The organism is Phaeobacter sp. 11ANDIMAR09 (assembly GCF_001294455.1).
Taxonomy (GTDB): domain Bacteria; phylum Pseudomonadota; class Alphaproteobacteria; order Rhodobacterales; family Rhodobacteraceae; genus Pseudophaeobacter.
The window spans coordinates 229,019-250,504 of the sequence record NZ_LIKT01000004.1; the positions used below are offsets into that span (position 1 = coordinate 229,019).

Sequence of the window (21,486 nt, forward strand, 5' to 3'; positions counted from 1 at the left end):
GCACCGGGACAGTCCTGGTGCCGTAACCCCGTGAAACAGGAACCTGACCCCTGCGTCAGGAGGAGGAGTTCACATGAGCAAGAAAGATGAGGGGGCCAGCAGCCGCCGCGACTTTCTGAAATTGGCGGCGACAGGCGCGCCGCTGGCTGCAGTGGCGGTTGCCAGCAGCGGATCAGCCGTCGCGGCTTCAGTGCCCGATCTGGCATCCGACAAGATGCAGGATACGGCACATACCCGCGCCTATTACGACAGCACCCGGTTCTGAACGGCACCGGGTGCACCCAAGACTATTCATTGACCACCGGCAACTGGTAGCGAGACGCCCGACCGCCAAGTGGTTTCCTTAAACCAAGCGCGTCCTTTCCTTTGTGAAAGGGCTAGCAAGGGAGGTTTATATGCTTAGGAAAAAGACCAACGGGGTTGCGAGACGCCCCCAGCGGAGCTCGATCCTCAATAATGTCGCGGAAACATCCGTTGACCGCCGTGCATTCCTGCGTGGCTCTGGCCTGGCCATTGGCGGCCTGGCCGCCATCAGCGCCACGGGAGGCACCGTCACACAGGCGACGGCAGCAACAGCCGCCAACGGGGCGGTTGAAACCATCAAATCAGTCTGCACCCATTGCTCTGTTGGCTGTACCGTGGTGGCCGAGGTTCAGGATGGTGTCTGGACCGGACAGGAGCCCGGATGGGACAGCCCCTTCAACCTTGGTGCCCATTGCGCCAAGGGGGCATCGGTGCGCGAACACGCGCATGGCGAGCGCCGCCTGAAATATCCGATGAAAAAGGAAGGCGGGGAATGGAAGCGCATCTCCTGGGAGCAGGCCATCGACGAGGTCGGCGGCCAGATGATGGATATCCGCGAAGAAAGCGGCCCCGACAGCGTCTATTGGCTGGGCTCGGCCAAGCATAACAACGAACAGGCCTATCTGTTCCGCAAATTCGCCGCCTATTGGGGGACCAATAACGTCGACCACCAGGCGCGGATCTGTCACTCTACCACTGTTGCGGGCGTTGCCAATACATGGGGCTACGGCGCCATGACAAACAGCTACAACGACATCCACAATTCCAAATCGATCTTTATCATCGGCGGCAACCCAGCCGAGGCACATCCTGTCTCGCTGTTGCACCTTTTGAAGGCCAAGGAGCAGAACAATGCGCCGGTGATCGTCTGTGATCCGCGCTTTACCCGTACCGCAGCCCATGCCGACGAATATGTCCGCTTCCGTCCCGGCACTGATGTGGCGCTGGTTTGGGGCATCCTGTGGCATATTTTCGAGAACGGTTGGGAAGACAAAGAGTTCATCCGCACCCGCGTCTGGGGGATGGAGCAGATCCGCGACGAGGTGAAAGCCTGGACCCCAGAAGAGGTTGAGCGTGTCACCGGTGCACCGGGTGAGCAGCTGGAGCGCGTTGCGCGTACCCTGGCCAACAACCGTCCTGGCACCGTGATTTGGTGCATGGGCGGCACCCAGCACACCACTGGCAACAACAACACCCGCGCCTATTGCATTCTGCAGCTGGCGCTGGGCAACATGGGCGCCTCTGGCGGCGGTACCAATATTTTCCGGGGCCACGACAATGTTCAGGGCGCCACAGATCTGGGCGTGTTGTCGCATACGTTGCCGGGCTACTATGGCCTGTCAAAAGGCGCCTGGGCTCATTGGGCGCGCGTCTGGGAGGAAGACCCCGAGTGGCTTTCAGCTCAGTTTGATATGCTGACAGGGGCTGACGGCAAGGAAAAGAGCCTGCAGAACCTGAAGGGTATTCCAGTCAGCCGCTGGATTGATGGCATTCTTGAAGACAAAGACAATATCGATCAGCCCAACAATGTGCGCGCCATGGTTCTGTGGGGGCATGCGCCCAATTCGCAGACCCGGATGACGGAAATGAAAACGGCAATGGAAAAGCTGGATATGTTGGTCGTCATTGACCCCTATCCAACAGTTTCTGCCGTGCTTCAGGATCGCACCGATGGCGTCTACCTGCTTCCGGCCTGTACCCAGTTTGAAACCCGTGGCTCTGTCACTGCGTCAAACCGGTCTTTTCAGTGGCGCGATCGCATTGTCGAGCCGCTGTTTGAGAGCCTGCCGGATGAGGTCATCATGGCCAAATTCGCCAATAAGTTTGGCTGGGGCGATCGCCTGTTCCGGAATATCGAGATGGAAGACGCCGAAACACCGGTTGTTGAAAGCATCACACGGGAGTTCAACAAGGGGCTCTGGACCATTGGCTATACCGGTCAAAGCCCGGAGCGGCTGAAACTGCATATGGCCAACCAGCACACCTTTGACCGCACCACGCTACGCGCAGTGGGCGGCCCGGCTGATGGCGATTACTACGGTCTGCCATGGCCCTGCTGGGGCACGGCCGAGATGAACCATCCCGGCACGCCAAACCTCTATGATATGTCGAAGCCGGTTTCTGAGGGTGGTCTCACCTTCCGCGCCCGTTTTGGCGTTGAGCGGGATGGCGACAACCTGCTGGCCGAAGGCGTCTATAGCAAGAATTCGGAAATCCAGGACGGATACCCCGAGTTCACCATGCAGATGCTGATGGATCTCGGCTGGGACGGTGATCTGACCGACGAAGAGCGCGCCTCAATCGAGGCCGTGGCCGGTCCAAAAACCAACTGGAAAACCGACCTGTCCGGCGGTATCCAACGGGTGGCGATCAAGCATGAATGTGCGCCCTTTGGTAATGCCAAGGCGCGTGCCGTTGTCTGGACCTTCCCGGATCCGGTGCCCATTCACCGCGAGCCGCTTTACACCAACCGCCGCGATCTGGTTGAGGATTACCCAACCTATGAGGACCGTCAGGCCTATCGTTTGCCGACCCTCTATGCCTCAATCCAGAAGAACGATGTCTCCAAGGAGTATCCGATCATCCTCACCTCCGGGCGACTGGTGGAATATGAGGGCGGCGGTGAAGAGACCCGTTCGAACCCCTGGCTGGCAGAATTGCAGCAGGACATGTTTGTCGAAATCAACACCCGCGACGCCAATAACCTGGGCGTGCGGGATGGCGAACAGTGCTGGGTCGAAGGCCCCGAGGGCGGCAAGGTCAAGGTTATGGCCATGGTCACCGAGCGGGTGGGCGCAGGGGTTGCCTTTATGCCCTTCCACTTTGGCGGTCATTTCCAGGGTAAGGACCTGCGGGACAAATATCCCGAAGGTGCAGACCCCTATGTGCTGGGCGAAAGCGCCAACGTGGCCTTCACCTATGGCTATGACAGCGTCACCCAGATGCAAGAGAGCAAATGCACTCTTTGCAAAATCACTGCAGCATAAGGAGAGAGAGACATGGCAAGAGCAAAGTTCCTCTGCGACGCCGAACGCTGCATTGAATGCAATGCCTGCGTCACCGCCTGTAAAAACGAGCACGAAGTGCCCTGGGGCATCAATCGCCGCCGGGTCGTCACTTTGAACGACGGCAAACCCGGTGAGCGCTCGCTCTCGGTGGCCTGTATGCATTGTTCCGATGCGCCCTGCATGGCGGTCTGCCCGGTGGATTGTTTCTACCAGACAGCCGATGGCGTGGTGCTGCACTCCAAGGATCTGTGCATTGGCTGTGGCTATTGCTTTTACGCGTGCCCCTTTGGTGCGCCGCAGTATCCGCAGGCGGGCGCCTTTGGCAGCCGTGGCAAGATGGACAAATGCACCTTCTGTGCCGGTGGCCCCGAGGAGAACCACTCCAATGCGGAGTTCTCCAAATATGGCCGCAACCGGATCGCCGAAGGCAAGCTGCCAATCTGCGCCGAGATGTGCTCGACCAAGGCGCTGTTGGCTGGTGACGGCGATACGGTCTCGGAGATCTACCGGGAACGTATTGTGGCCCGTGGCTTTGGTTCCGGCGCTTGGGGCTGGGGCACAGCCTATGAGCAAAAGGGCGGCTAAGCGTCCTTTGACCTCACTATGATACGGGGGCGGCCTGCGCGAAGTGGGCCGTCCACGGTCTGCTATTTTCTATCCATGACCTGCAAAGGAGTCTGGCCCATGCTGCGCCTGGCATTTCTCTTTTCCCTTCAGCTGATGCTGTGTTTTTCCCTGCTGCCAGGTCTGGCATTGGCACAGGAGGCTGAGGTCGGGGCGACGGTGGATCGCAGCGCAACAGGGGGGGCGCAGACCCTGGATGATATCTTGGCGCGGCAACAGCAGCAAAAACTGGATGAGCGTTTTCGCCAGGACAACACCGGCAACCCGGATGCCGCCGCCGGGATGAGCGAACAGCTCGGCACCCTGGGTGGGGTCTCGGACCCTGAGCTTTGGCGGCAGCTGCGCTATGATACTGCTCAGGTCACGGTGTCCAGCGGTGGCGATGTGGGCAAGGTGCTGGTGCAGGATGGCGGCATGCGTTGGCTCGAATTTCGCGCAGGCCCTCTGCGCCACTATGGCGGTTGGCTGCTGCTCGGCACCATCGGGGCGCTGGTGGTCTTCTTTGTGTTGCGCGGCAGGATCAAGATTGACGGCGAAAAAACGGGCCGCACTGTGACCCGGTTCAAAAGGGTTGAACGCTTTGGTCATTGGCTGCTGGCGGGGTCTTTTATCATCCTCGGTATCACCGGCATCCTGTCTCTGTTTGGGCGGCTGGTTATTGCGCCTTACCTGGGCAAGGTGCCCAATGCGGTTCTGCTGGACCTAAGCAAATGGCTGCACAACGTGGTGGCCTGGGGGTTCATCGTTGGATTGGTGATGATCTTTGTGATGTGGGCAGTGCATAACATTCCCAACCGCACCGATCTGACCTGGCTGCGCCAATTTGGCGGCATCATTGGCTCGGCGCATCCGCCTGCCAAGAAATTCAACGCCGGACAAAAACTGATCTTCTGGTCGGTGGTGGTGTTTGGCACCTCGATCTCGCTGTCCGGGGTGTCCCTGTTGTTCCCCTACGAGCTGCCGCTCTTTGCCAAGACCTTTGGCTTTTTGAACACGACAGGCCTGTCTGAACTCTTGGGCCTTGGCCAGCTGCCCGTTGCGCTGGCGCCGCAGGAGGAAATGCAGCTGGCGCAGGCGTGGCATGCCATTTTGGCCTTTGTGCTGATGGCGATCATCATTGCCCATATCTACATCGGCTCGGTTGGCATGGAGGGTGCCTATGATGCCATGGGGTCAGGTGAGGTGGATGAGGCCTGGGCCAAGCAACACCATTCGATCTGGCTGGAAGAGATGCAGGGGCAGCAGGCACAAAGCGGCAAGGACAAGGGAGCTGTCTCTCCGGCAGAGTAGATGAGGGAGGCCGTAAGGTTTGATTTTTGCAGCTAAAGGCGTAAGGCTCGGGGAGGCATGGGGATGAGAGACGGGATGGTGACGGCAATGCGTCCGGCTGACAGCACGCGCGACGAATATGGCGAAAGCCTGGCCGGGGCCTCGATCCTGGTGATTGATGACGAGCCGGGCATGCGCAACTTCCTCACCAAAATCCTGGAGCCGCGTTGCAAGCGGGTGGAGCAGGCGGCCTCGGCTGCGGCGGCCTCGACCATTCTGGATCAGGCCCATTTTGATCTGATCATTCTGGACAATGTAATGCCGGGTAAGACGGGCCTGGAATGGGTGCAGGAACAGCGCCGGGTGGGGCTGTTTGCGGATACCATTCTGGTCACCGCCTATGCCGATCTGGAAACGGCAATTCTGGCGCTGCGGGCCGGGGTGGCGGATTTTGTGCTGAAGCCCTTTCGGGCCAATCAGATCCTCAATTCGGTGGCGCGGGCCTTGGATCGCAAATATCTGCGGCGGGAAAATTATCTGCTAAAGCATGAGCTGTCTGCCGAGGGCAACGCCGCGCGTGGGCGGCTGCTGGGCAAATCCGCAGCGATCAGCCAGGCGCGCGATATGCTGCATCGCCTTGCGCCGCTGCCAACGCCAGTTTTGTTCACCGGCGCCAGCGGCACCGGCAAAGAAATTGCGGCCCGTACCCTGCATTCGCTGTCGGAGCGGGCGGAGAAACCTTTTGTGGCGGTGAACTGTGCGGCCATCGCGCCGGACCGTATAGCGCATGAGCTTTTTGGCCTGATTGACGATCAAAACCGGCGCAAGGACGGATTGTTCCTGCATGCCGATGGCGGCACTCTGTTTCTGGACGAGGTGGCGCAGATGCCGGATCAGGTCCAGGCGGCGCTGCTCCGGGTGCTGGAGGATCAGCGGGTGCGGCCCGTGGGGGCGGAACGGGACATCCCGCTGAACCTGCGGTTCCTGTTTGCCACCAATGCGGATCTGGAACAGGCGGTGGCCGAGGGCCGGTTTCGCGCTGATCTCTATCATCGGATCAATGTGGTTGAGATCAAGATGCCGCCCTTGAAAGACCGGGTGGAAGATATTGTCGAACTGGCGGCCCTGTTTATGGAGCAGTTTGCCAGCAGTCTTGGGATGGCGGCGTTGGAGCTGAACGAGGAGACGCTGCTGAAATTCTCACGCTATGACTGGCCGGGGAATGTGCGGGAGCTGCGCAATTTGATCGAACGCTCGGTGATCCTGGGGGAGTTCCCTGAGGAGTTCGCCGGCAAGGGGGGGATCACGGGGATGGCAGCGGTGGAATCCCTGGATCTGGTCACCCAGCGCCATATCATGCATGTGCTGGACGCCTGCGACGGCAACCGGGCAGAGGCCGCGCGGCGTTTGGGCGTGTCGCGCAAAACCGTTGATCGCAAATGTTCCAGCTGGGACGTGTGATCCCAGCCGGAGATGTTCGTCTCTTCCAGAGAAAGGCAGCTCTCCCGCGCCCAGGCCCTGCGCTGGCGGGGCCAGCGCAGGGCCAATGGCCTTGGGCCGGGCGCCGTGCTGCGCACAGCGCGGGTGTGTCTGCAGCTTAGGGTCTGCGGATAAGGATTGAGAGGCTGCGCAAGAGGACAGTTACTGTGCCGCCGTCGTGGCTGCCTGCTCAGACTGCTCTTCTGCGCAAGGCAGCCAGATAGAGAAGGCAGCTCCGCCGGATTTGCGGTTGCGTACCGAGATTATGCCACCGGCGCGCTGGATCAGGGTCTGGCTGATTGACAGGCCCAGGCCCGTGCCTTCGCCCAGTTTAGTGGTATAGAAGGGATTGAATACTGCCGAGAGCTTGTCCTCTTCGATGCCGCAGCCGCTGTCGGCAACTGTGAGCAGGGCGCCGCGGCGCCCATCCCGGTCTGCAGCCTCCAGTGACAAGAGCAGGGTCCCGGCGCCCTGCATAGCCTGGGTCGCATTGAGGATGAGGTTGATCACCACCTGTTGCAGTTCGCCGGGGTCAATACGCACAGGCGGCACCGGCTGGCTCCCCAGATCAAAGCGCTTGTCGACCCGGATTTCCTGCTGCGAGATCACGTGATCCACCAGGACCAGGCAGTCACTGACCAGGGGCGCCAGATAGAGGCTTTCCTCAAAGGTGCCAAATTCTGAGGGGCGGGCAAATTGCAGCAGCTTGCCAACGATGGCACCAATGCGCATGACCTGGTTGTCGATAAGGTCCAGCTCGGTCTCGACCTGCTGCGTCGCTGGCCCGAGGGCCATGCGCATGACATCCACATTGCCCTGGATCACCGCCACCGGGTTGTTGATCTCATGTGCCACCCCGGCGGTGATCTCGCCAATCGAGGCGAGCTTTTCGCTCATCACCAACTGTTTGAAGGTCTCTTCCAGTTTCAGATTGGCGGCGCGCAGTTCGACAGTGCGCTGATCCACACGTTCATTGAGCTCTCCGGCCCAGTCGCGCAGCCGCTGGTCGCGCTCCTGAATCTGGTCCAGCAGGCTGTCCAGGTGCCCGGCCACCTGGCCGATCTCATCCTGCCGCCGGGTGGTGCCATTGCGGGCGGTCAGATCACCGCGTTCGACCCGCTTCATGGTGAGGCTCATCCGTTCCAGCGGTGAAAAGATCCCTTTGGCCAGCCAGAGAAAAAGCGGTGCCGAAAGCACTACAACGGTCAGGAAAACCGCAACGATTGTCCAATAGGCCTCGCGCTTGGCAGCGCTGTAGGGGGCTTCGAGGAAGCCGACATAAAGCATGCCAACACGGGCACCAAAACTGTCGGTCAGGGGCAGATAGCCCGAGATATACCAGTCATTGACCACAAAGGCGCGGTCCAGCCAGGTCAGCCCCTCCTTGAGCACCTGATTGCGCACCACTGCGGAGACCCGGGTGCCAAGGGCGCGCACCTCCTCAAAGAGGCGTACATTGGTGGAGATACGGGTATCTTCCAAAAACAGGGTGGCGGTGCCCTGGCGGTTTTGTTCGGCAGGCCCGCCGAGGTAGACCAAGGCGTTCAGGGTGTCGATGAAATCCAGATTGCGGTTGAGCAGGCGCCCCCCGCGCAGCACCCCGTGATGGCCGAGGGTGACAACAGGGGCGGCAGTGTGCAGAACCATACCGCGATCTTCGACCTGCCGCGATGTTGGTGCGGCGGCCTCTGTTTCGATCAGGGGAATACGGGCTTGGTCCACCAGATGCGGCGCAGCTATGGCCAGATCATTGGCCGTGAAGATATCAATCTGCGAGTCCCGTTGGCCTTGGGTTGCGGCCTGAATGACCGGCCATCTGCCCAGAGGAGAGGCGAGGTCAGCCGGGGTAAGATACTCCAGAAAATCAAGCTGCAGCGCGCCGCGCAGGGCCTGAAGATGGGCCTGAACCTCGGCAGGCCCCTTGTTGAGAGCCTGTTGAAACTCAGTGGAATTGGCGATGCTGCGCAGCCGCTCGGCGCTGCCGGTCTGCAAATGGCCCAGGTATTGCTCGGCAATGCGCAGGTCACTTTCGACCTTGGCGATCAGCACCGCGTCGTAATCCGCGTTCCAACGCGCCATCGCCAAGGTCAGGAGCAAAGGCATCAGGAAGGACAGCGGCAAAAGGGCCAGCAGAAGCAGCCTGAGACGGACGGATTTCAATGGCTTTCCCCCTTGGCTTTCTCAGGGCAAGCGCCCCGGGCAGCCCGTGCTGTTTGCCTCCTGCAAGGATGCCATTTTCAGGCCTGGCAAAGCAAGCAAAAGCCGGGCGCAGGGGCCGGGCTGCCAGAACCCCGGGCTTGGCTGGCTAGACCGCCTGGGCCAGGGGCTGAGGCTGCGTCTTGGTGATCAGGCGACCCATATGACGGCCGGTGTCCAGCATCCGATTGGAAAAGCCCCATTCATTGTCGTACCAGCTCACCACTCGGACCAATCCGTCAGCGGTCACAGAGGTCTGTGCGGCAGCAAAACAGGAGGAATGGGGGTCATGATTAAAATCCACCGAGACCATCGGATCCGGCTCATAGGACAGAACGCCTTTGAGTGGCCCTTCTGCTGCGGCTTGAACGGCAGCATTGATGGCCTCCACCGTCGCTGGGCGTTCTGGTACAAAGCTCAGATCCACCACCGAGACATTGGGGGTCGGTACCCGAATTGCGGAGCCTTCCAGGCGGTTCTTGAGCTGTGGCAGGACTTCGGAAATGGCGCGGGCCGCTCCGGTAGAGGTGGGCACCATGGACAGGGCTGCTGCACGCCCACGATAAAGGTCGCTGTGGGGGCTGTCATGGGTGGGCTGGTCGCCGGTATAGGCATGGATCGTGGTCATATAGCCGGTGCGAATGCCACAGGTCTGATCCAGCACCTGGGCCAGCGGGGCCAGGCAGTTGGTTGTACAAGAGGCATTGGAGACAATCAGGTCATCACAGGTTAGCGCCTGATGGTTGACGCCGTAAACCACGGTCCGATCCATCTCTTTGCCGGGTGCAGAGATCAGAACGCGTTTGGAGCCATTTCCCAGATGCGCCGATGCGGCACTGCGGCTGGTGAAATGGCCGGTGCACTCAAAGGCGATGTCCACATCCGCCCAGGGCAGGTCTTTGGGGTCGCGCATGGCTGTCAGGCGAATGTCTTTCCCATCGACCACCAGGTGATCGGGTCCATGGGCGACCTTGGATTTCAGGCGCCCATGAACGGAATCATACTTCAACAAATGCGCCAGTGTCGCAGGTGGCGCCAGGTCATTGATGGCCACCACCTGGATGTCCTGGTCCTGGCTTTCCAAAAGGGCGCGCATCACGCCGCGCCCGATGCGGCCAAATCCATTGATTGCGATTTTCAGGGTCATGATAAGCTCCGATGCGGGGGTGCGGCTCTAAGAGGGGATTTTGAGACGTTAGCGATAACGTACCTTGAAGCGTTATCGCTAACGAGGCGGAAAAGCAAGTCTCAATCCCGTGACATTGCCTAGCTGCCCTTGCGGTGGGACGCGAAGTGCAAGACCATGCGCCCATGACCAAGAAAATGCTCCTGAAGGATGTTGCCCGCTTAGCCGGTGTCAGCGAAATGACAGCCAGCCGCGCGCTTCGGGGCGCGCGGGATGTTTCCGCCGCCACCCGCGCCAAGGTCGAAGAGATCGCCCGCTCCCATGGCTACGTGCCCAATCGCATCGCCGGATCCCTGTCGTCGCAATCGGTCAATCTGGTGGCGGTGGTGGTGCCCTCGCTCAATAGTTTTGTTTTCCCCGAAGTCCTGTCCGGGATTTCGTCGATCCTGAAACAAAGCCCGCTGAAACCGGTGGTCGGGGTGTCTGGCTATGAGCTGGAGGAAGAAGAGGAAGTCATCCGTGAAATGCTCAGCTGGCGCCCCTCAGGGTTGATCGTGGCCGGGTTGGAGCACAACGAGGCCACCCGGAAGATGCTGCGGCAGACCGATTGTCCGGTGGTCGAGGTCATGGATGTGGATGGCACCCCGCTGCGCCACTGTGTGGGCATTTCGCATTTGCAGGCGGGGCGGGATATGGCAGCGCAGATCTTGGCGCGCGGCTATCGCCGTATTGGCTTTATCGGCACCAAGATGCCGCAGGATTTTCGGGCGCGAAAACGTTTTGATGGCTTTGTCGAGGAACTGGCGGGCAACGGCGTCTCTTTGGTGGATCGAGAGCACTATGCGGGGGACAGTTCGATCGAGACGGGGCGCGCATTGACCGCAGAGATGCTGACACGGCAGCCAGAGGTCGATTGCATCTATTACTCCAGCGATGTGATGAGCGTGGGCGGCTATATGCATTGTCTCGCCAATGGCCTGTCGGTGCCAGGGAATGTCGCGCTGGCCGGGTTCAACAATCTGCAGATCCTGTCCGGCTTGCCGCTGCAGTTGGCCACCACGGATTCCTGCCGCCGGTCCATTGGCGAACGGGCTGCACAGATCATATTGCAGGCCCGCGACAGCACCGGCGAGTTGCCTCCAATCTGTGAAACCCTCAACCCGAGCATCAATCTGGGGCAATCGCTATAGCGGCGGTTTGGCCTGGGAAATTGCAAAAGGCCCCCCGAAAATTTTCAGGGGCCTTTTGCATGTTTCTTGCGCCGGGCGCAGCCGGACCGGTTAGAGTGCGGCCTTGAACAGCTGCGTGAGATTGGCTTCGGTCAGTTCGATCGGGTTACCACCACAGGAGGGGTCAATGATCGCGCCCTTGACCAGATCCGGGATCGAGGCCTCGGTGACGCCCAGATCAGAGAGCTTGCGCGGGATGCCCATGCTGTCGTTCAGCTCTTGGACATAGGCCTTGAAGCCATCAAAGCCACCGTCGATGCCGAGATAGGCGGCGGCCTGATCGAACCGATCCGCGATTACAGGCGCGTTGAACTCCAGCACGGCAGGCATGCAGACCGCATTGGTGGTGCCGTGGTGGGTGTTGAAATGGGCCCCAATCGGATGGCTCATGGCGTGGATGGCGCCAAGGCCCTTTTGGAAACCGGTGGCCCCCATGGCCGCCGCCGACATCATCTGTGCGCGGGCTTCGATATCAGTGCCATCGGCATAGGCGCGCGGCAGGTAGTCCTTGACCAGACGCATGCCTTCCAGCGCGATGCCCTGGCTCATCGGATGGTAATGGGGCGAGGAAAAAGCCTCGACGCAATGGGCAAAGGCGTCAAGGCCGGTGCCTGCGGTGATGAACTTGGGCATGCCAGCGGTGAGCTCAGGATCACAGATCACTACGGCAGGCAGCACTTTGGGGTGGAAGATGATCTTTTTTACATGGCTGACGCTGTCGGTGATCACAGAGGCGCGGCCAACTTCCGAGCCGGTGCCCGCGGTGGTGGGCACGGCGATGATGGGCGCGATGGCCTCTGCATCGGCGCGGGTCCACCAATCGCCGATGTCTTCAAAGTCCCAGATCGGGCGGGTCTGGCCGCACATGAAGGCAACCATTTTACCGAGATCCAGCCCTGAGCCGCCGCCAAAGGCGATCACACCGTCATGGCCGCCGGCCTTATAGGCTGCGACACCGGCTTCGAGGTTCTTTTCATTCGGGTTGGGATCGACCTGGGAAAACATGCCACGACCCAGGCCTGCGGCCTCCATGATGTCGAGGGTGCCTTGGGTGACCGGCAGATCGGCAAGGCCTTTGTCGGTGACCAGCAGGGGCTTGGTGATGCCGGCGGCGGCACAGGCCTCGCTCAGTTCTTTGATCCGGCCAGCGCCAAATTTGATTGCGGTCGGGTAGGACCAGTTTCCAACGAGAGACATCTGCGTGTTCCTGTGTTGAGACCGGGAAGGGGGCGCTGCCCCCGCTTGCCTCTGGCAAGCTCCCCCGGAATATTTCTAGAAAGATGATATGTTAGCTTGTTTGCTTTTTCAGGTGGTAGCTTTTGGGGCGGGTAAGGTTCTGATAGCCAATGACAGAGAGCCCGCCGCCGCGGCCGGTGTTTTTGCAGCCGGTCCAGCACAGGCCAGGATCCAGGTAGTCAGCGCGGTTCATGAAGACGGTGCCGGTTTCGATTTGGTCGCCGATGCGGGCGGCACGGTCAAGATCGCGGGTCCAGAGCGAGGCGGTGAGGCCAAACTCGCTGTCGTTCATCAGGCCAATGGCCTCTGCATCCGAGGAGACCTTCATTATGCCTACAACAGGGCCAAAGCTCTCATCGCGCATCACCCGCATCTCGTGGGTCACATCGGTCAGGATCTGTGGTGTCAGGTAAGCACCGCCGTCATCTGCTTCCATAGTGTCGATATGGGCAGTGGCGCCAGCGGCAACGGCCTCGTCGATCTGGGCGCGGACTTCGGCTGCAAAACGCACATTGGCCATGGGGCCCATGGTTGTGTCGGCGTCCAGCGGGTTGCCCAGTTTGTAGCCTTTTACGATCTCCACAGCCTTTGCGACAAAATCATCATAAAGGCTTTCATGGACATAGATACGCTCGATACCGCAGCAGCACTGACCGGCATTGAACATGGCGCCGTCGATCAAAGTGTCTACGGCCGCATCCAGATCGGCGTCTTCCATCACATAGCCAGGATCCTTGCCGCCGAGCTCAGTTCCGACACCGGTGAAGGTGCCTGCTGCGGCGCGCTCCATCGCCTGGCCGCCGCCAACCGAACCAGTAAAATTGACGAAGTCAAAGGCGCGATCGGCAATCAGGGCCGAGGTGGTGTCGTGATCCAGGAAGACATTCTGGAACACATCAGTTGGAACTCCAGCAGAGTGGAAGGCCGCTGCCATCCGTTCGCCCACCAAGAGCGTCTGGGTGGCATGTTTCAGCACTACGGTGTTACCCGCAATCAGCGCAGGCGCCAGCGTGTTCACCGCCGTCATATAGGGGTAGTTCCAGGGGGCGACGATAAAGACGACCCCATGTGGAACCCGCTTGATATAGCGTTTAAAGTTCTCGTCTTCGCCGACTTCGATATCCGCCAGAGCTGTTTCGGCGATCGCTGCCATATAGGAGCTGCGCTCGTTGAAGCCGCCAAACTCGCCGCCGTAGCGCACGGGGCGCCCCATCATATGGGCCAGTTCTGGCACGATTTCGTCATTCATGGCGCCGACAGCCGCGACGCCTGCCATCACCAGATCAATGCGTTCTTGCAGCGGGCGCGCGGCCCAGGCTTTTTGCGCGGCTCGGGCGGCGCTGGCAGTGGCAAAGCCTTCGTCGCGGCTGAGTGTTTCGCGACTGGCATAGACGGATCCGTCTATCGGAGAGATACATTTCAGGGTCTGGCCCATGGTCTTCCTCATCTCGTTTGAAAGGGGCACCCCCTTTCATCTTTCCAAAAATATTCCCGCCGGAGGCTGCGCGCCGTCAGGCGCGCTCAAACCCTCGGGCGATTTCATAGTCGGTGACCACGCGGTCAAAATCTTCGATCTCAACCTCCGCTGCGCGGGTATAGTGATCCACCACATCGTCTCCCATGGCGGCGCGCAGCATGTCAGAGCCTTTCAGGCTCAGACGCGCCTCCCGCAGGGTTTCAGGGATCATGCCACTGTCGCCCTGATAGACATCACCGCTGGCAGGGGGCTGCAGCTCTAGCCCTTCTTCGATACCGGCAATGCCGGCGGCCAGCATGGCGGCCATCGCCAGGTAGGGGTTCATATCCGACCCCGGAATGCGACATTCCACCCGAATGGATTTGCTGCCGGCACCACAAAGGCGATAGCCGGCGGTGCGGTTGTCCACCGACCAGATGATGCGGGTCGGGGCAAAGGTGCCCTTCATGAAGCGCTTGTAGCTGTTGATATAGGGCGCCATGAAATAGGTGTAATCGGGCGCATATTTCAGCAAGCCGGCCATGTAGTTTTTCATCAGCGGGGACATGCCAAGCGCATCCTCGGCGTCATAGAAGGCGGGCTTGCCGTCTTTCCACAGCGATTGATGCACGTGAGAGGAGGAGCCAACCTTGTCGTGGTGCCATTTGGGCAGGAAGGTCACAGCGTGGCCCTGCTGCCAGGCGATCTCTTTGGTGGCATGTTTGGCGATGGTGTGGAAATCGGCGGTATCCTGAGCGCGGCCATACTTGATGTTCAGCTCTTCCTGACCGGTCTCGGCCTCGCCCTTGGTGCATTCCACCGGGATGCCAGCGTTCCACAGGTGATTGCGCAGCGGGCGCATCACATGCTCTTCCTTGGTGGTCTGCAGGATGTGGTAGTCTTCGTTATAGCCGGAGATAGGCTGCAAATCGCGGAACTCCGACTTGCGGATGTCGTCAAAGCTTTTCTCGAACAGGAAGAACTCCAGCTCGGTTGCGGTCATGGCGTCAAAGCCAAGCGCGTCCAGGCGGCGGATCTGTTTCTTCAAAATGGCGCGGGGGCTGTGGGGGACCTCTTCGTGGTGGTGATGATCCAGCACATCACAGAGCACCATCACCGTGCCTTCGAGCCAGGGCAGGGGGCGCAGGGTGGTCAGGTCCGGCTTCATCACATAATCGCCATAGCCCGACTCCCAACTGGTCGAGGCAAATCCATCGGGCGTCGCCATCTCGAGGTCAGTGGCCAGCAGGTAGTTGCAGCAATGGGTTTCCTCATAGGCGCCAGCAACAAAATGCCCGGCGTGAAAGCGCTTGCCCATCAGGCGGCCCTGCATGTCCACAAGGCAGACCAGCACGGTATCAACGTCGCCTGCGGCAACTTGGGCTTTCAGATCGTCAAAAGTCAGAACACCAGTCATGGGGCATTTTCCTGTTCAGATAGGGTGCTCCGGCGCGGACCGCGCCGGAACAGATTGGTTTAGCCGTAGCGGTAGGGGCGGCCGGCTTTTTGCATGTCAGCATTATACTTCTTGAAGATCTCGACAACCTTGGCCTTGGTGGGGCTTTCGGCTGCGATCTCGTCCCAGAACTGGACAGCTGCGCCTTCGACTGTGGCCCATTCTTCGTCGGGAATGGTGGTGAGCTCCATTTTGGGGCCGTTGACCCGCAGGGAGGCTTCGCCACCCCAATACCACCACTGACGATAGTAGTGCGACTGGTCACAGCAGACGCGGAACAGGGTCTGCAGATCTTCGGGTAGCTCGTTCCAGCGGCCCTGGTTGGCAAAGAAGGACCCAGCCCAGGCACCAGAGATATTGTTGGTCAGGAAGTAGTTGGTCACATCGGCCCAGCCAACGGTGTAGTCTTCGGTGATGCCAGACCAGGCAACGCCGTCGAGCTCACCGGTTTGCAGGGCGACTTCGATGTCTTCCCAAGGCAGGGTCACAGGCACAACGCCGAACTGGCTGAGGAAACGACCCGCCGTTGGGAAGGTGAAGATGCGCTTGCCCTTCAGATCCGCGAGGCTGCGGATTGGGTCTTTGGTGGCAAAGTGGCAGGGATCCCAGGCCCCGGCAGAGATGTGTTTTACGCCAACCTTAGAATACTCTTCGTCCCAGATCTCGTTCAGGCCGTACTGGTTGAACAGCACAGGTACATCGAGCGAGTAGCGCGAGCCGAAGGGGAAGTAGCCGCCAAAGACGGTGACCTCAGTTGGCGAGGCCATCGAGTCATCATCCGACTGCACCGCGTCGATGGTGCCGCGCTGCATGGCGCGGAACAGCTCACCGGTGGGGACCAGCTGATCGGCGTAGAACAGCTCGATCTGCATGCGGTCGCCCGCGATCTGGTTGAACATGTCGATGGCGGGTTTCACCACATGTTCGGCCAGGGCAGTACCGGCATAGGTCTGCATCCGCCATTTGATGGTGGATTGAGCCAGGGCTGGGGTCGCCAATGGGGCGGCCATTGCCCCCACACCAGCGGTTTGCAGAAACTTACGTCTTGTTGTCATTACTCTCACTCCTTGTTGAATTTCAGTCTTGAAATTGGGCCCCCGAGCGGGGCTCTTCTTGGGTTATTTGAGGGTCCATCAGCGCCCATAGACCAGTTCCGGCAGCCATAGGGCGATCTGTGGGAAGGCCATGATCAGGGCCAGGGCCACCACCATGACGGCGGCAAAGGGGATGATGGAGATATAGATATCCTTGAGCCCGATCTCGGGCGGCGCCATGGCGCGCATCAGGAAGAGGTTGTAGCCAAAAGGCGGCGTCATATAGGCGATCTGAGTGGTGATGGTATAAAGCACCCCGTACCAGATCAGATCGAACCCCAGCGCGCCAACCAGCGGCACATAGAGCGGCGCCACGATGACCAGCATGGCGGTATCATCCAGAAAGGTGCCCATCACGATAAAGCTGAGCTGCATCAGGATCAGGATCATCCAGGGGCTGAGGCCCAGCTGGCTGGTAAAGAGATCCTCGATCGCCTTGACGGCACCCAAGCCATCAAAGATGGCGCCAAAGCCAAGCGCGGCGAGGATAATCCACATGAACATGCAGGAGATGCCCAGGGTCGAGCGCACGGTGGTTTCAAAGATCGCCTTGTTCATACGCCCCTTCAGGATCGCAGCAACAAAGGCGGTCATGGCGCCAATGGCAGAGCTTTCCACCAGCGAGGTCCAGCCATTCACAAAGGGCACCATCATGGTGGCAAAGATCGCCAGGGGCAGTACGCCAGAGAACAGCAGCCGGTGTTTTTCTTTCAGAAAGACATCGCGGTAGAACAGCGGCATGGCGCGGGTGAAAAAGGCCAGCGCGGCTGCACCAAGGGCAAAGCCAATGGCGGATTTTGGTGCAATCACATCCAGCTTGACCAGCAGCGGCACCAGCACGATCCCAGCCAGGACGATGTAGTTGAGGCGCAGCGGATGGCTGCTGATCTCATCATATTCTGCCAGCTCCTCATGGGTCATGACCGGGCCCAGATGCGGCTGCATCTTGGCGCGGATATAGATGTAGATGATGAACATGGTGGCCATCAGCAGGCCCGGCACCACGCCGGCCAACCAGAGCTGGCCAACAGGCTGGCGCGCGATCATCGCATAGAGCACCAGCACCACCGAGGGTGGCACCAGAATGCCTAGAGAGGAACCCGCCTGAATGGTGCCGGTCACCAGGATCTTGTCATAGCCGCGGCGCAGGAGTTCCGGCAGCGCAATGGTGGCGCCAATGGCCATACCCGCCACCGACAGCCCGTTCATCGCCGAGACCAGCACCATCAACCCGATGGTGCCAATGGCCAGCCCCCCCTGCACAGGCCCCATCCATACATGAAACATCCGGTACAGGTCGTCTGCGATTTTGGATTCAGACAGCACATAACCCATAAAGATGAACATTGGCAGCGTCAGCAGCGGATACCATTTCATCAGCTTCATCGAGGCGGCAAAGGGGATCTCGACCCCGCCCGTGCCCCAGAGCAGCATGCCCGCGACTGCGCCGACAAAGCCAATGGCCCCAAAGACCCGCTGGCCGGTCATCAGCATCAGCATCATGCCGGCAAACATGACAATGGCGATCAATTCATAAGGCATCAGATTTCAACTCCGCGAAGACGTCCGATATCGCGGAACAATTCAGCTAGGCACTGCAACAGCATCAGGAAGACGCCGAAGCAGAGAATGGATTTCACCGGCCACAGATAGGGGCGCCAGGCGGTGGAGCTGCGCTCGATATAGCCAAGCTTGCTCCAGGCCGCACTTGGGCCTTCGGTAAAGAAGGTGGCGATGATGTCGCCAAAGAAGGAGAAAGGCTCGAGGCCAAAATAGCCGAGGCTATAGGCCATGGAACTGACCGCGCCGTATAGAAGAATGCCAAGATAAACCATCAGGAACAAAACGGTGAAAGCATCGACAAAGGCTTTAGTCCGGGTGGTCCAGCCGCCATAGAACAGATCCATCCGCACATTCGATCCCATCTGCATCGAATAGGGGCCGCCCAGGATATAGTAGGCCACCATGATGAATTGAGCCATCTCCAGCGTCCAAAGTGAGGGATTGAAAAAGGTCTTGGAAACCGAAGACCACAGGAGCACTGCGATGAGGGCAAAGATGAGATACATGGCAAAACGGCCAATCACCCGGTTCATCGCCTCGACGGCGCGAATATAGCGCAGAATAAGCTTAGGCACTGAGGCTGCCCTCCGGCTGCAAGGCTGCCAGCGCCGGGCGCAGCAGGGTCAATAGCTCTTCTGCCATCTGGGCTTCCTCTTCTGGGCTGCGCAGCAGATCATTGCGCACTTCGATCATCACATTGGCCAATCCGTTATCCAGACCATGCAGTTGCAACGAGTGGGTGACACCGTCTTCGGGCCCATAGGGTTCATTGCGCTCCACTCGCCGCTGCGACAGGGCAGGGGCCTGCGCGAGCATGGCATCGGCAAACCGGCTGTCGCTGTCGTGCAGAATGCCGATCTCCACCGCGCGGGGGCTGCCGTAATAGACGGGGGTAAAGCTGTGCACGGTGATCAAAGCGGTATGCAGCCCTGCCGCCTTGCGGGTTTCTACCATTTGGCTGACAGCTTCAACAAAGGGGCGATAGACCGTTTGAATGCGTTCCGCGCGCTGCGCGACCGTCAGGTCCCGATTGCCAGGCACCTCGATCAGCTCGGATTTCTCCGGCATTGCCGATGCGGCTTCTGGCGGGCGATTGCAGTCATAAACCAGACGGGACACGCAGGAGGCAATCAGGGGCGAATTCAAAGCATCGGCGAGCGCCTGCGCCACCGCCCGTGCGCCCGGATCCCAAGCTGCATGGCTTTGGCGATCCGCCTCGGCCAACCCCAGATTGCCGTAGCGCTGCGGGATATGGTGACTGGCATGCTCGCACAGGATCAAGGCCCCACCGCGCCCTGCGCCGTTGTAGACTTCATATGCCGCGTCGCGAGCTTTGGAATCGCTCAAAACCATTCACCTCTCTCCATTTTGGAAAAATCTTTTCATGAAGGGATATTTCTGTCAATATAATTTCAGGAGAGATTTTTACTGTGCTGGCAATGGCAGCGTCTGTTCGTCTATATGCTGCGCCTATTGCCCGTTTTTTGATCGGCCAGGTGATCCAGTGTTTGGATTGCCAAAGGGAGGAGCCCCGCCTTGACCAAACCGCCCCTGACCGTCCGCGAGCTGATCCGCCAGCAATATGCAACCCTGACCCAATCAGAGCGTAAGTTCGCCAATTCCTTGCTGGAAAACTATCCGGCTGCCGGGCTTGCCTCGATCACCATCGTTGCGTCGAATGCGGATGTCTCGACACCCACGGTGGCGCGGATGGTGCAAAAGCTGGGGTTCAAGGGCTATCCGCAGTTCCATCAGGCGTTGCTGAAGGAGCTGGAAGCCAAGGTCTCGGGGCCGACACAGCGCCGCGAGAACTGGGCCTCGGAGGCCCCGGAGGGTCATCTGCTGAACAGATTTGCACAGGCGGTGACGGATAACCTTGGTCAGACTTTTTCCAATGTCGATTCCGAGCAGTTCGATGCGGCGGTGCGCCAGCTCGCCAATACCGATGGGCGCCTGTATGTCGTTGGCGGCCGCATTACCCGGGCATTGGCGGATTACGCTTTTACCCATTTTCAGGCGATCCGGCAGCGGGTCACCCATATGACCTCGTCTTCCGCCACCTGGCCGCATTATGTGTTGGACATGGAGGCCGGGGACACGCTGTTGATGTTTGACGTGCGCCGCTATGAAACCAATCTTCAGCGCCTGGCTGAGCTGGCCGCCGAACGGGGCGTCAAAGTGGTGCTGATCACCGATCAATGGGCCAGCCCAGTGGCGGGCGTGGCTGAATTTGCTTTTAACTGCTGGGTTGAAATCCCCTCGGCCTGGGATTCCAATATTTCCACCATGATGCTGTTGGAGGCGATGATTGCCGCCACCCAGGAGGAAAGCTGGGATAAGACCAAGGATCGCTATGACCGCCTGGACGAGCTCTTTGATATGACGAGACTGTTTCGAAAATTTTCCTGAAAGCCTTTGCCCGCCCAGGGCGCGGCGCATGGACAGAAGCGAAGGCTTGGGGCAGTCTGAGCTGGACCGCTGTGTTTCTTCTGCGGCGTTTTTATTGAGGTGAAGAAGTGATGTTGAATCCCCCTGTTTTCCTGTCGGCTGTTGTCTTGGCTTTGGCGGGCGGTCTCGCAACGCCCTTGGCCGCGGCCCCGTTGAGCCAAATCCTGGCGCAATCTCCGCTCAAGCCTGGAGATTTTGACGCCATGCGTGCGGCGGAGCGGGCGCTCTATGGGGCTGTGGGCACCCGCAGTGGCAGCTCTGTCAAATGGTCCAACCCGGAAACCAGTGCGCATGGTGCGGTGAAGGTGACGGGCAGCAAGGGCGGGTGCCTGTCTCTGCGCCACACGGCCTTTCCTGGTGGCGCTTCAGCTGCGCGCAAAATTGATCGCAAGTTCTGCAAATCTGCCAGTGGCCAGTGGTTGCTTTCTGAGTAAGCCTGGTCTTTGATCCGGCCCATGTGCCCCGGCGCTTGAGGCTGGGGCCTCTCTTTTCACAATAGGTAGTCTATAGATGTCCGAAATCACCCGTCTTCACACCGGCACCCGCATGAGCCAGATCGTCACCCATGGTGACACCATCTATCTGGCCGGCCAAGTTGGCACCAAGGGTGCCAGTGTGGCGCAGCAGACCCAGGATTGCCTGGATCAGATCGATGCCCTGCTGGCCGAGGTTGGCTCAGACAAGACTCGCCTGTTGCAGACCACCATCTGGCTGGCGGACATGAAGGACTTTGCTGAGATGAATGCAGTCTGGGACGCCTGGGTGCCCGAAGGCCATGCCCCTGCGCGCGCCTGCGGAGAAGCCAAGCTGGCCCTGCCCGAGTTCTTGGTCGAGTTCCTTGTGACAGCGGCCAAGCCCTGAGGGGCGAATAAGCTTCTTTATTGTTTCAAGTCAAAGGCTCGACCCCTGGTCGGGCCTTTTCCAATTTTTGGGTCAGGAGGCAGGGTTTTGCGAGTCGATCCTGGTGAATTTGCGAGTCGTGGCGGCGGTTTGGCTTTT

The 21,486-nt window shown here is 59.7% G+C and carries 18 protein-coding genes; 9 read left to right on the forward strand and 9 right to left on the reverse strand.

Features of this window, described 5'->3' with window-relative positions:
• Positions 1-73: 73 nt before the first annotated feature.
• From AN476_RS05380 to AN476_RS05400, 5 genes are all read left to right on the forward strand, one after another.
• Positions 74-265 carry a hypothetical protein gene (locus tag AN476_RS05380; RefSeq protein ID WP_054459950.1) on the forward strand — a complete coding sequence of 64 codons (192 nt, stop codon included), beginning with the start codon at positions 74-76 and terminating at the stop codon, positions 263-265.
• A gap of 130 nt (positions 266-395) precedes the next feature.
• Positions 396-3,290, forward strand: coding sequence for a formate dehydrogenase subunit alpha (locus tag AN476_RS05385; protein WP_054459951.1), 2,895 nt, complete (start codon positions 396-398; stop codon positions 3,288-3,290).
• Positions 3,291-3,302: 12 nt separating this feature from the next.
• Entirely contained in the window at positions 3,303-3,896 is a 594-nt protein-coding gene (gene fdh3B, locus AN476_RS05390) for a formate dehydrogenase FDH3 subunit beta (RefSeq protein WP_054459952.1), read from the forward strand.
• Between the two features lie 99 nt (positions 3,897-3,995).
• Complete coding sequence (locus AN476_RS05395) at positions 3,996-5,225, forward strand: formate dehydrogenase subunit gamma (protein WP_054459953.1); 1,230 nt, start codon at positions 3,996-3,998, stop codon at positions 5,223-5,225.
• Between the two features lie 63 nt (positions 5,226-5,288).
• The gene (locus AN476_RS05400; RefSeq protein WP_253279835.1) at positions 5,289-6,665 is read left to right on the forward strand and encodes a sigma-54 dependent transcriptional regulator; all 1,377 of its coding nucleotides are present in this window, start codon (positions 5,289-5,291) and stop codon (positions 6,663-6,665) included.
• A gap of 180 nt (positions 6,666-6,845) precedes the next feature.
• Here the strand turns inward: AN476_RS05400 and AN476_RS05405 are convergent, their stop codons facing one another.
• Positions 6,846-8,843 (reverse strand): cache domain-containing protein, encoded by a 1,998-nt coding sequence (locus tag AN476_RS05405; protein WP_054459954.1) that lies wholly within the window; start codon positions 8,841-8,843, stop codon positions 6,846-6,848.
• 145 nt (positions 8,844-8,988) lie between these two features.
• Positions 8,989-10,026 carry a type I glyceraldehyde-3-phosphate dehydrogenase gene (gene gap, locus AN476_RS05410; RefSeq protein WP_054459955.1) on the reverse strand — a complete coding sequence of 346 codons (1,038 nt, stop codon included), beginning with the start codon at positions 10,024-10,026 and terminating at the stop codon, positions 8,989-8,991.
• Positions 10,027-10,190: 164 nt separating this feature from the next.
• On the opposite strand from gap, the gene AN476_RS05415 reads away from it, so the two are divergent.
• Positions 10,191-11,195: a LacI family DNA-binding transcriptional regulator gene (locus AN476_RS05415; RefSeq protein WP_054459956.1), complete on the forward strand. Its 1,005-nt coding sequence runs from the start codon at positions 10,191-10,193 to the stop codon at positions 11,193-11,195.
• Between the two features lie 90 nt (positions 11,196-11,285).
• Here AN476_RS05415 and AN476_RS05420 read toward each other — a convergent pair whose 3' ends face one another.
• From AN476_RS05420 to AN476_RS05450, 7 genes are all read right to left on the reverse strand, one after another.
• Entirely contained in the window at positions 11,286-12,431 is a 1,146-nt protein-coding gene (locus tag AN476_RS05420; protein WP_054459957.1) for an iron-containing alcohol dehydrogenase, read from the reverse strand.
• A 91-nt stretch (positions 12,432-12,522) separates the two neighbouring features.
• Complete coding sequence (locus tag AN476_RS05425; protein WP_054459958.1) at positions 12,523-13,905, reverse strand: aldehyde dehydrogenase family protein; 1,383 nt, start codon at positions 13,903-13,905, stop codon at positions 12,523-12,525.
• Positions 13,906-13,981: 76 nt separating this feature from the next.
• Positions 13,982-15,343: a glutamine synthetase family protein gene (locus AN476_RS05430; protein ID WP_054459959.1), complete on the reverse strand. Its 1,362-nt coding sequence runs from the start codon at positions 15,341-15,343 to the stop codon at positions 13,982-13,984.
• A gap of 59 nt (positions 15,344-15,402) precedes the next feature.
• A complete protein-coding gene (locus AN476_RS05435) occupies positions 15,403-16,437 on the reverse strand; it encodes a TRAP transporter substrate-binding protein (RefSeq protein ID WP_054459960.1) in 1,035 nt (344 codons plus the stop codon).
• Between the two features lie 78 nt (positions 16,438-16,515).
• Positions 16,516-18,018, reverse strand: coding sequence for a TRAP transporter large permease subunit (locus AN476_RS05440; protein WP_054459961.1), 1,503 nt, complete (start codon positions 18,016-18,018; stop codon positions 16,516-16,518).
• Positions 18,018-18,572, reverse strand: coding sequence for a TRAP transporter small permease subunit (locus tag AN476_RS05445; protein ID WP_371257302.1), 555 nt, complete (start codon positions 18,570-18,572; stop codon positions 18,018-18,020). Before AN476_RS05445 ends, AN476_RS05440 begins: the two co-directional genes overlap by 1 nt.
• 34 nt (positions 18,573-18,606) lie before the next feature.
• Positions 18,607-19,392, reverse strand: a complete 786-nt coding sequence (locus AN476_RS05450; protein ID WP_054459963.1) for an N-formylglutamate amidohydrolase — start codon at positions 19,390-19,392, stop codon at positions 18,607-18,609.
• A 183-nt stretch (positions 19,393-19,575) separates the two neighbouring features.
• Between AN476_RS05450 and AN476_RS05455 the strand changes: the two genes are divergently transcribed.
• From AN476_RS05455 to AN476_RS05465, 3 genes are all read left to right on the forward strand, one after another.
• The gene (locus tag AN476_RS05455) at positions 19,576-20,448 is read left to right on the forward strand and encodes a MurR/RpiR family transcriptional regulator (RefSeq protein ID WP_054459964.1); all 873 of its coding nucleotides are present in this window, start codon (positions 19,576-19,578) and stop codon (positions 20,446-20,448) included.
• 110 nt (positions 20,449-20,558) lie between these two features.
• Positions 20,559-20,921 carry a hypothetical protein gene (locus AN476_RS05460; protein WP_054459965.1) on the forward strand — a complete coding sequence of 121 codons (363 nt, stop codon included), beginning with the start codon at positions 20,559-20,561 and terminating at the stop codon, positions 20,919-20,921.
• A gap of 76 nt (positions 20,922-20,997) precedes the next feature.
• On the forward strand, positions 20,998-21,348 hold the full coding sequence (locus AN476_RS05465; RefSeq protein WP_054459966.1) for a RidA family protein: 351 nt from the start codon (positions 20,998-21,000) through the stop codon (positions 21,346-21,348).
• Positions 21,349-21,486 lie beyond the last annotated feature (138 nt).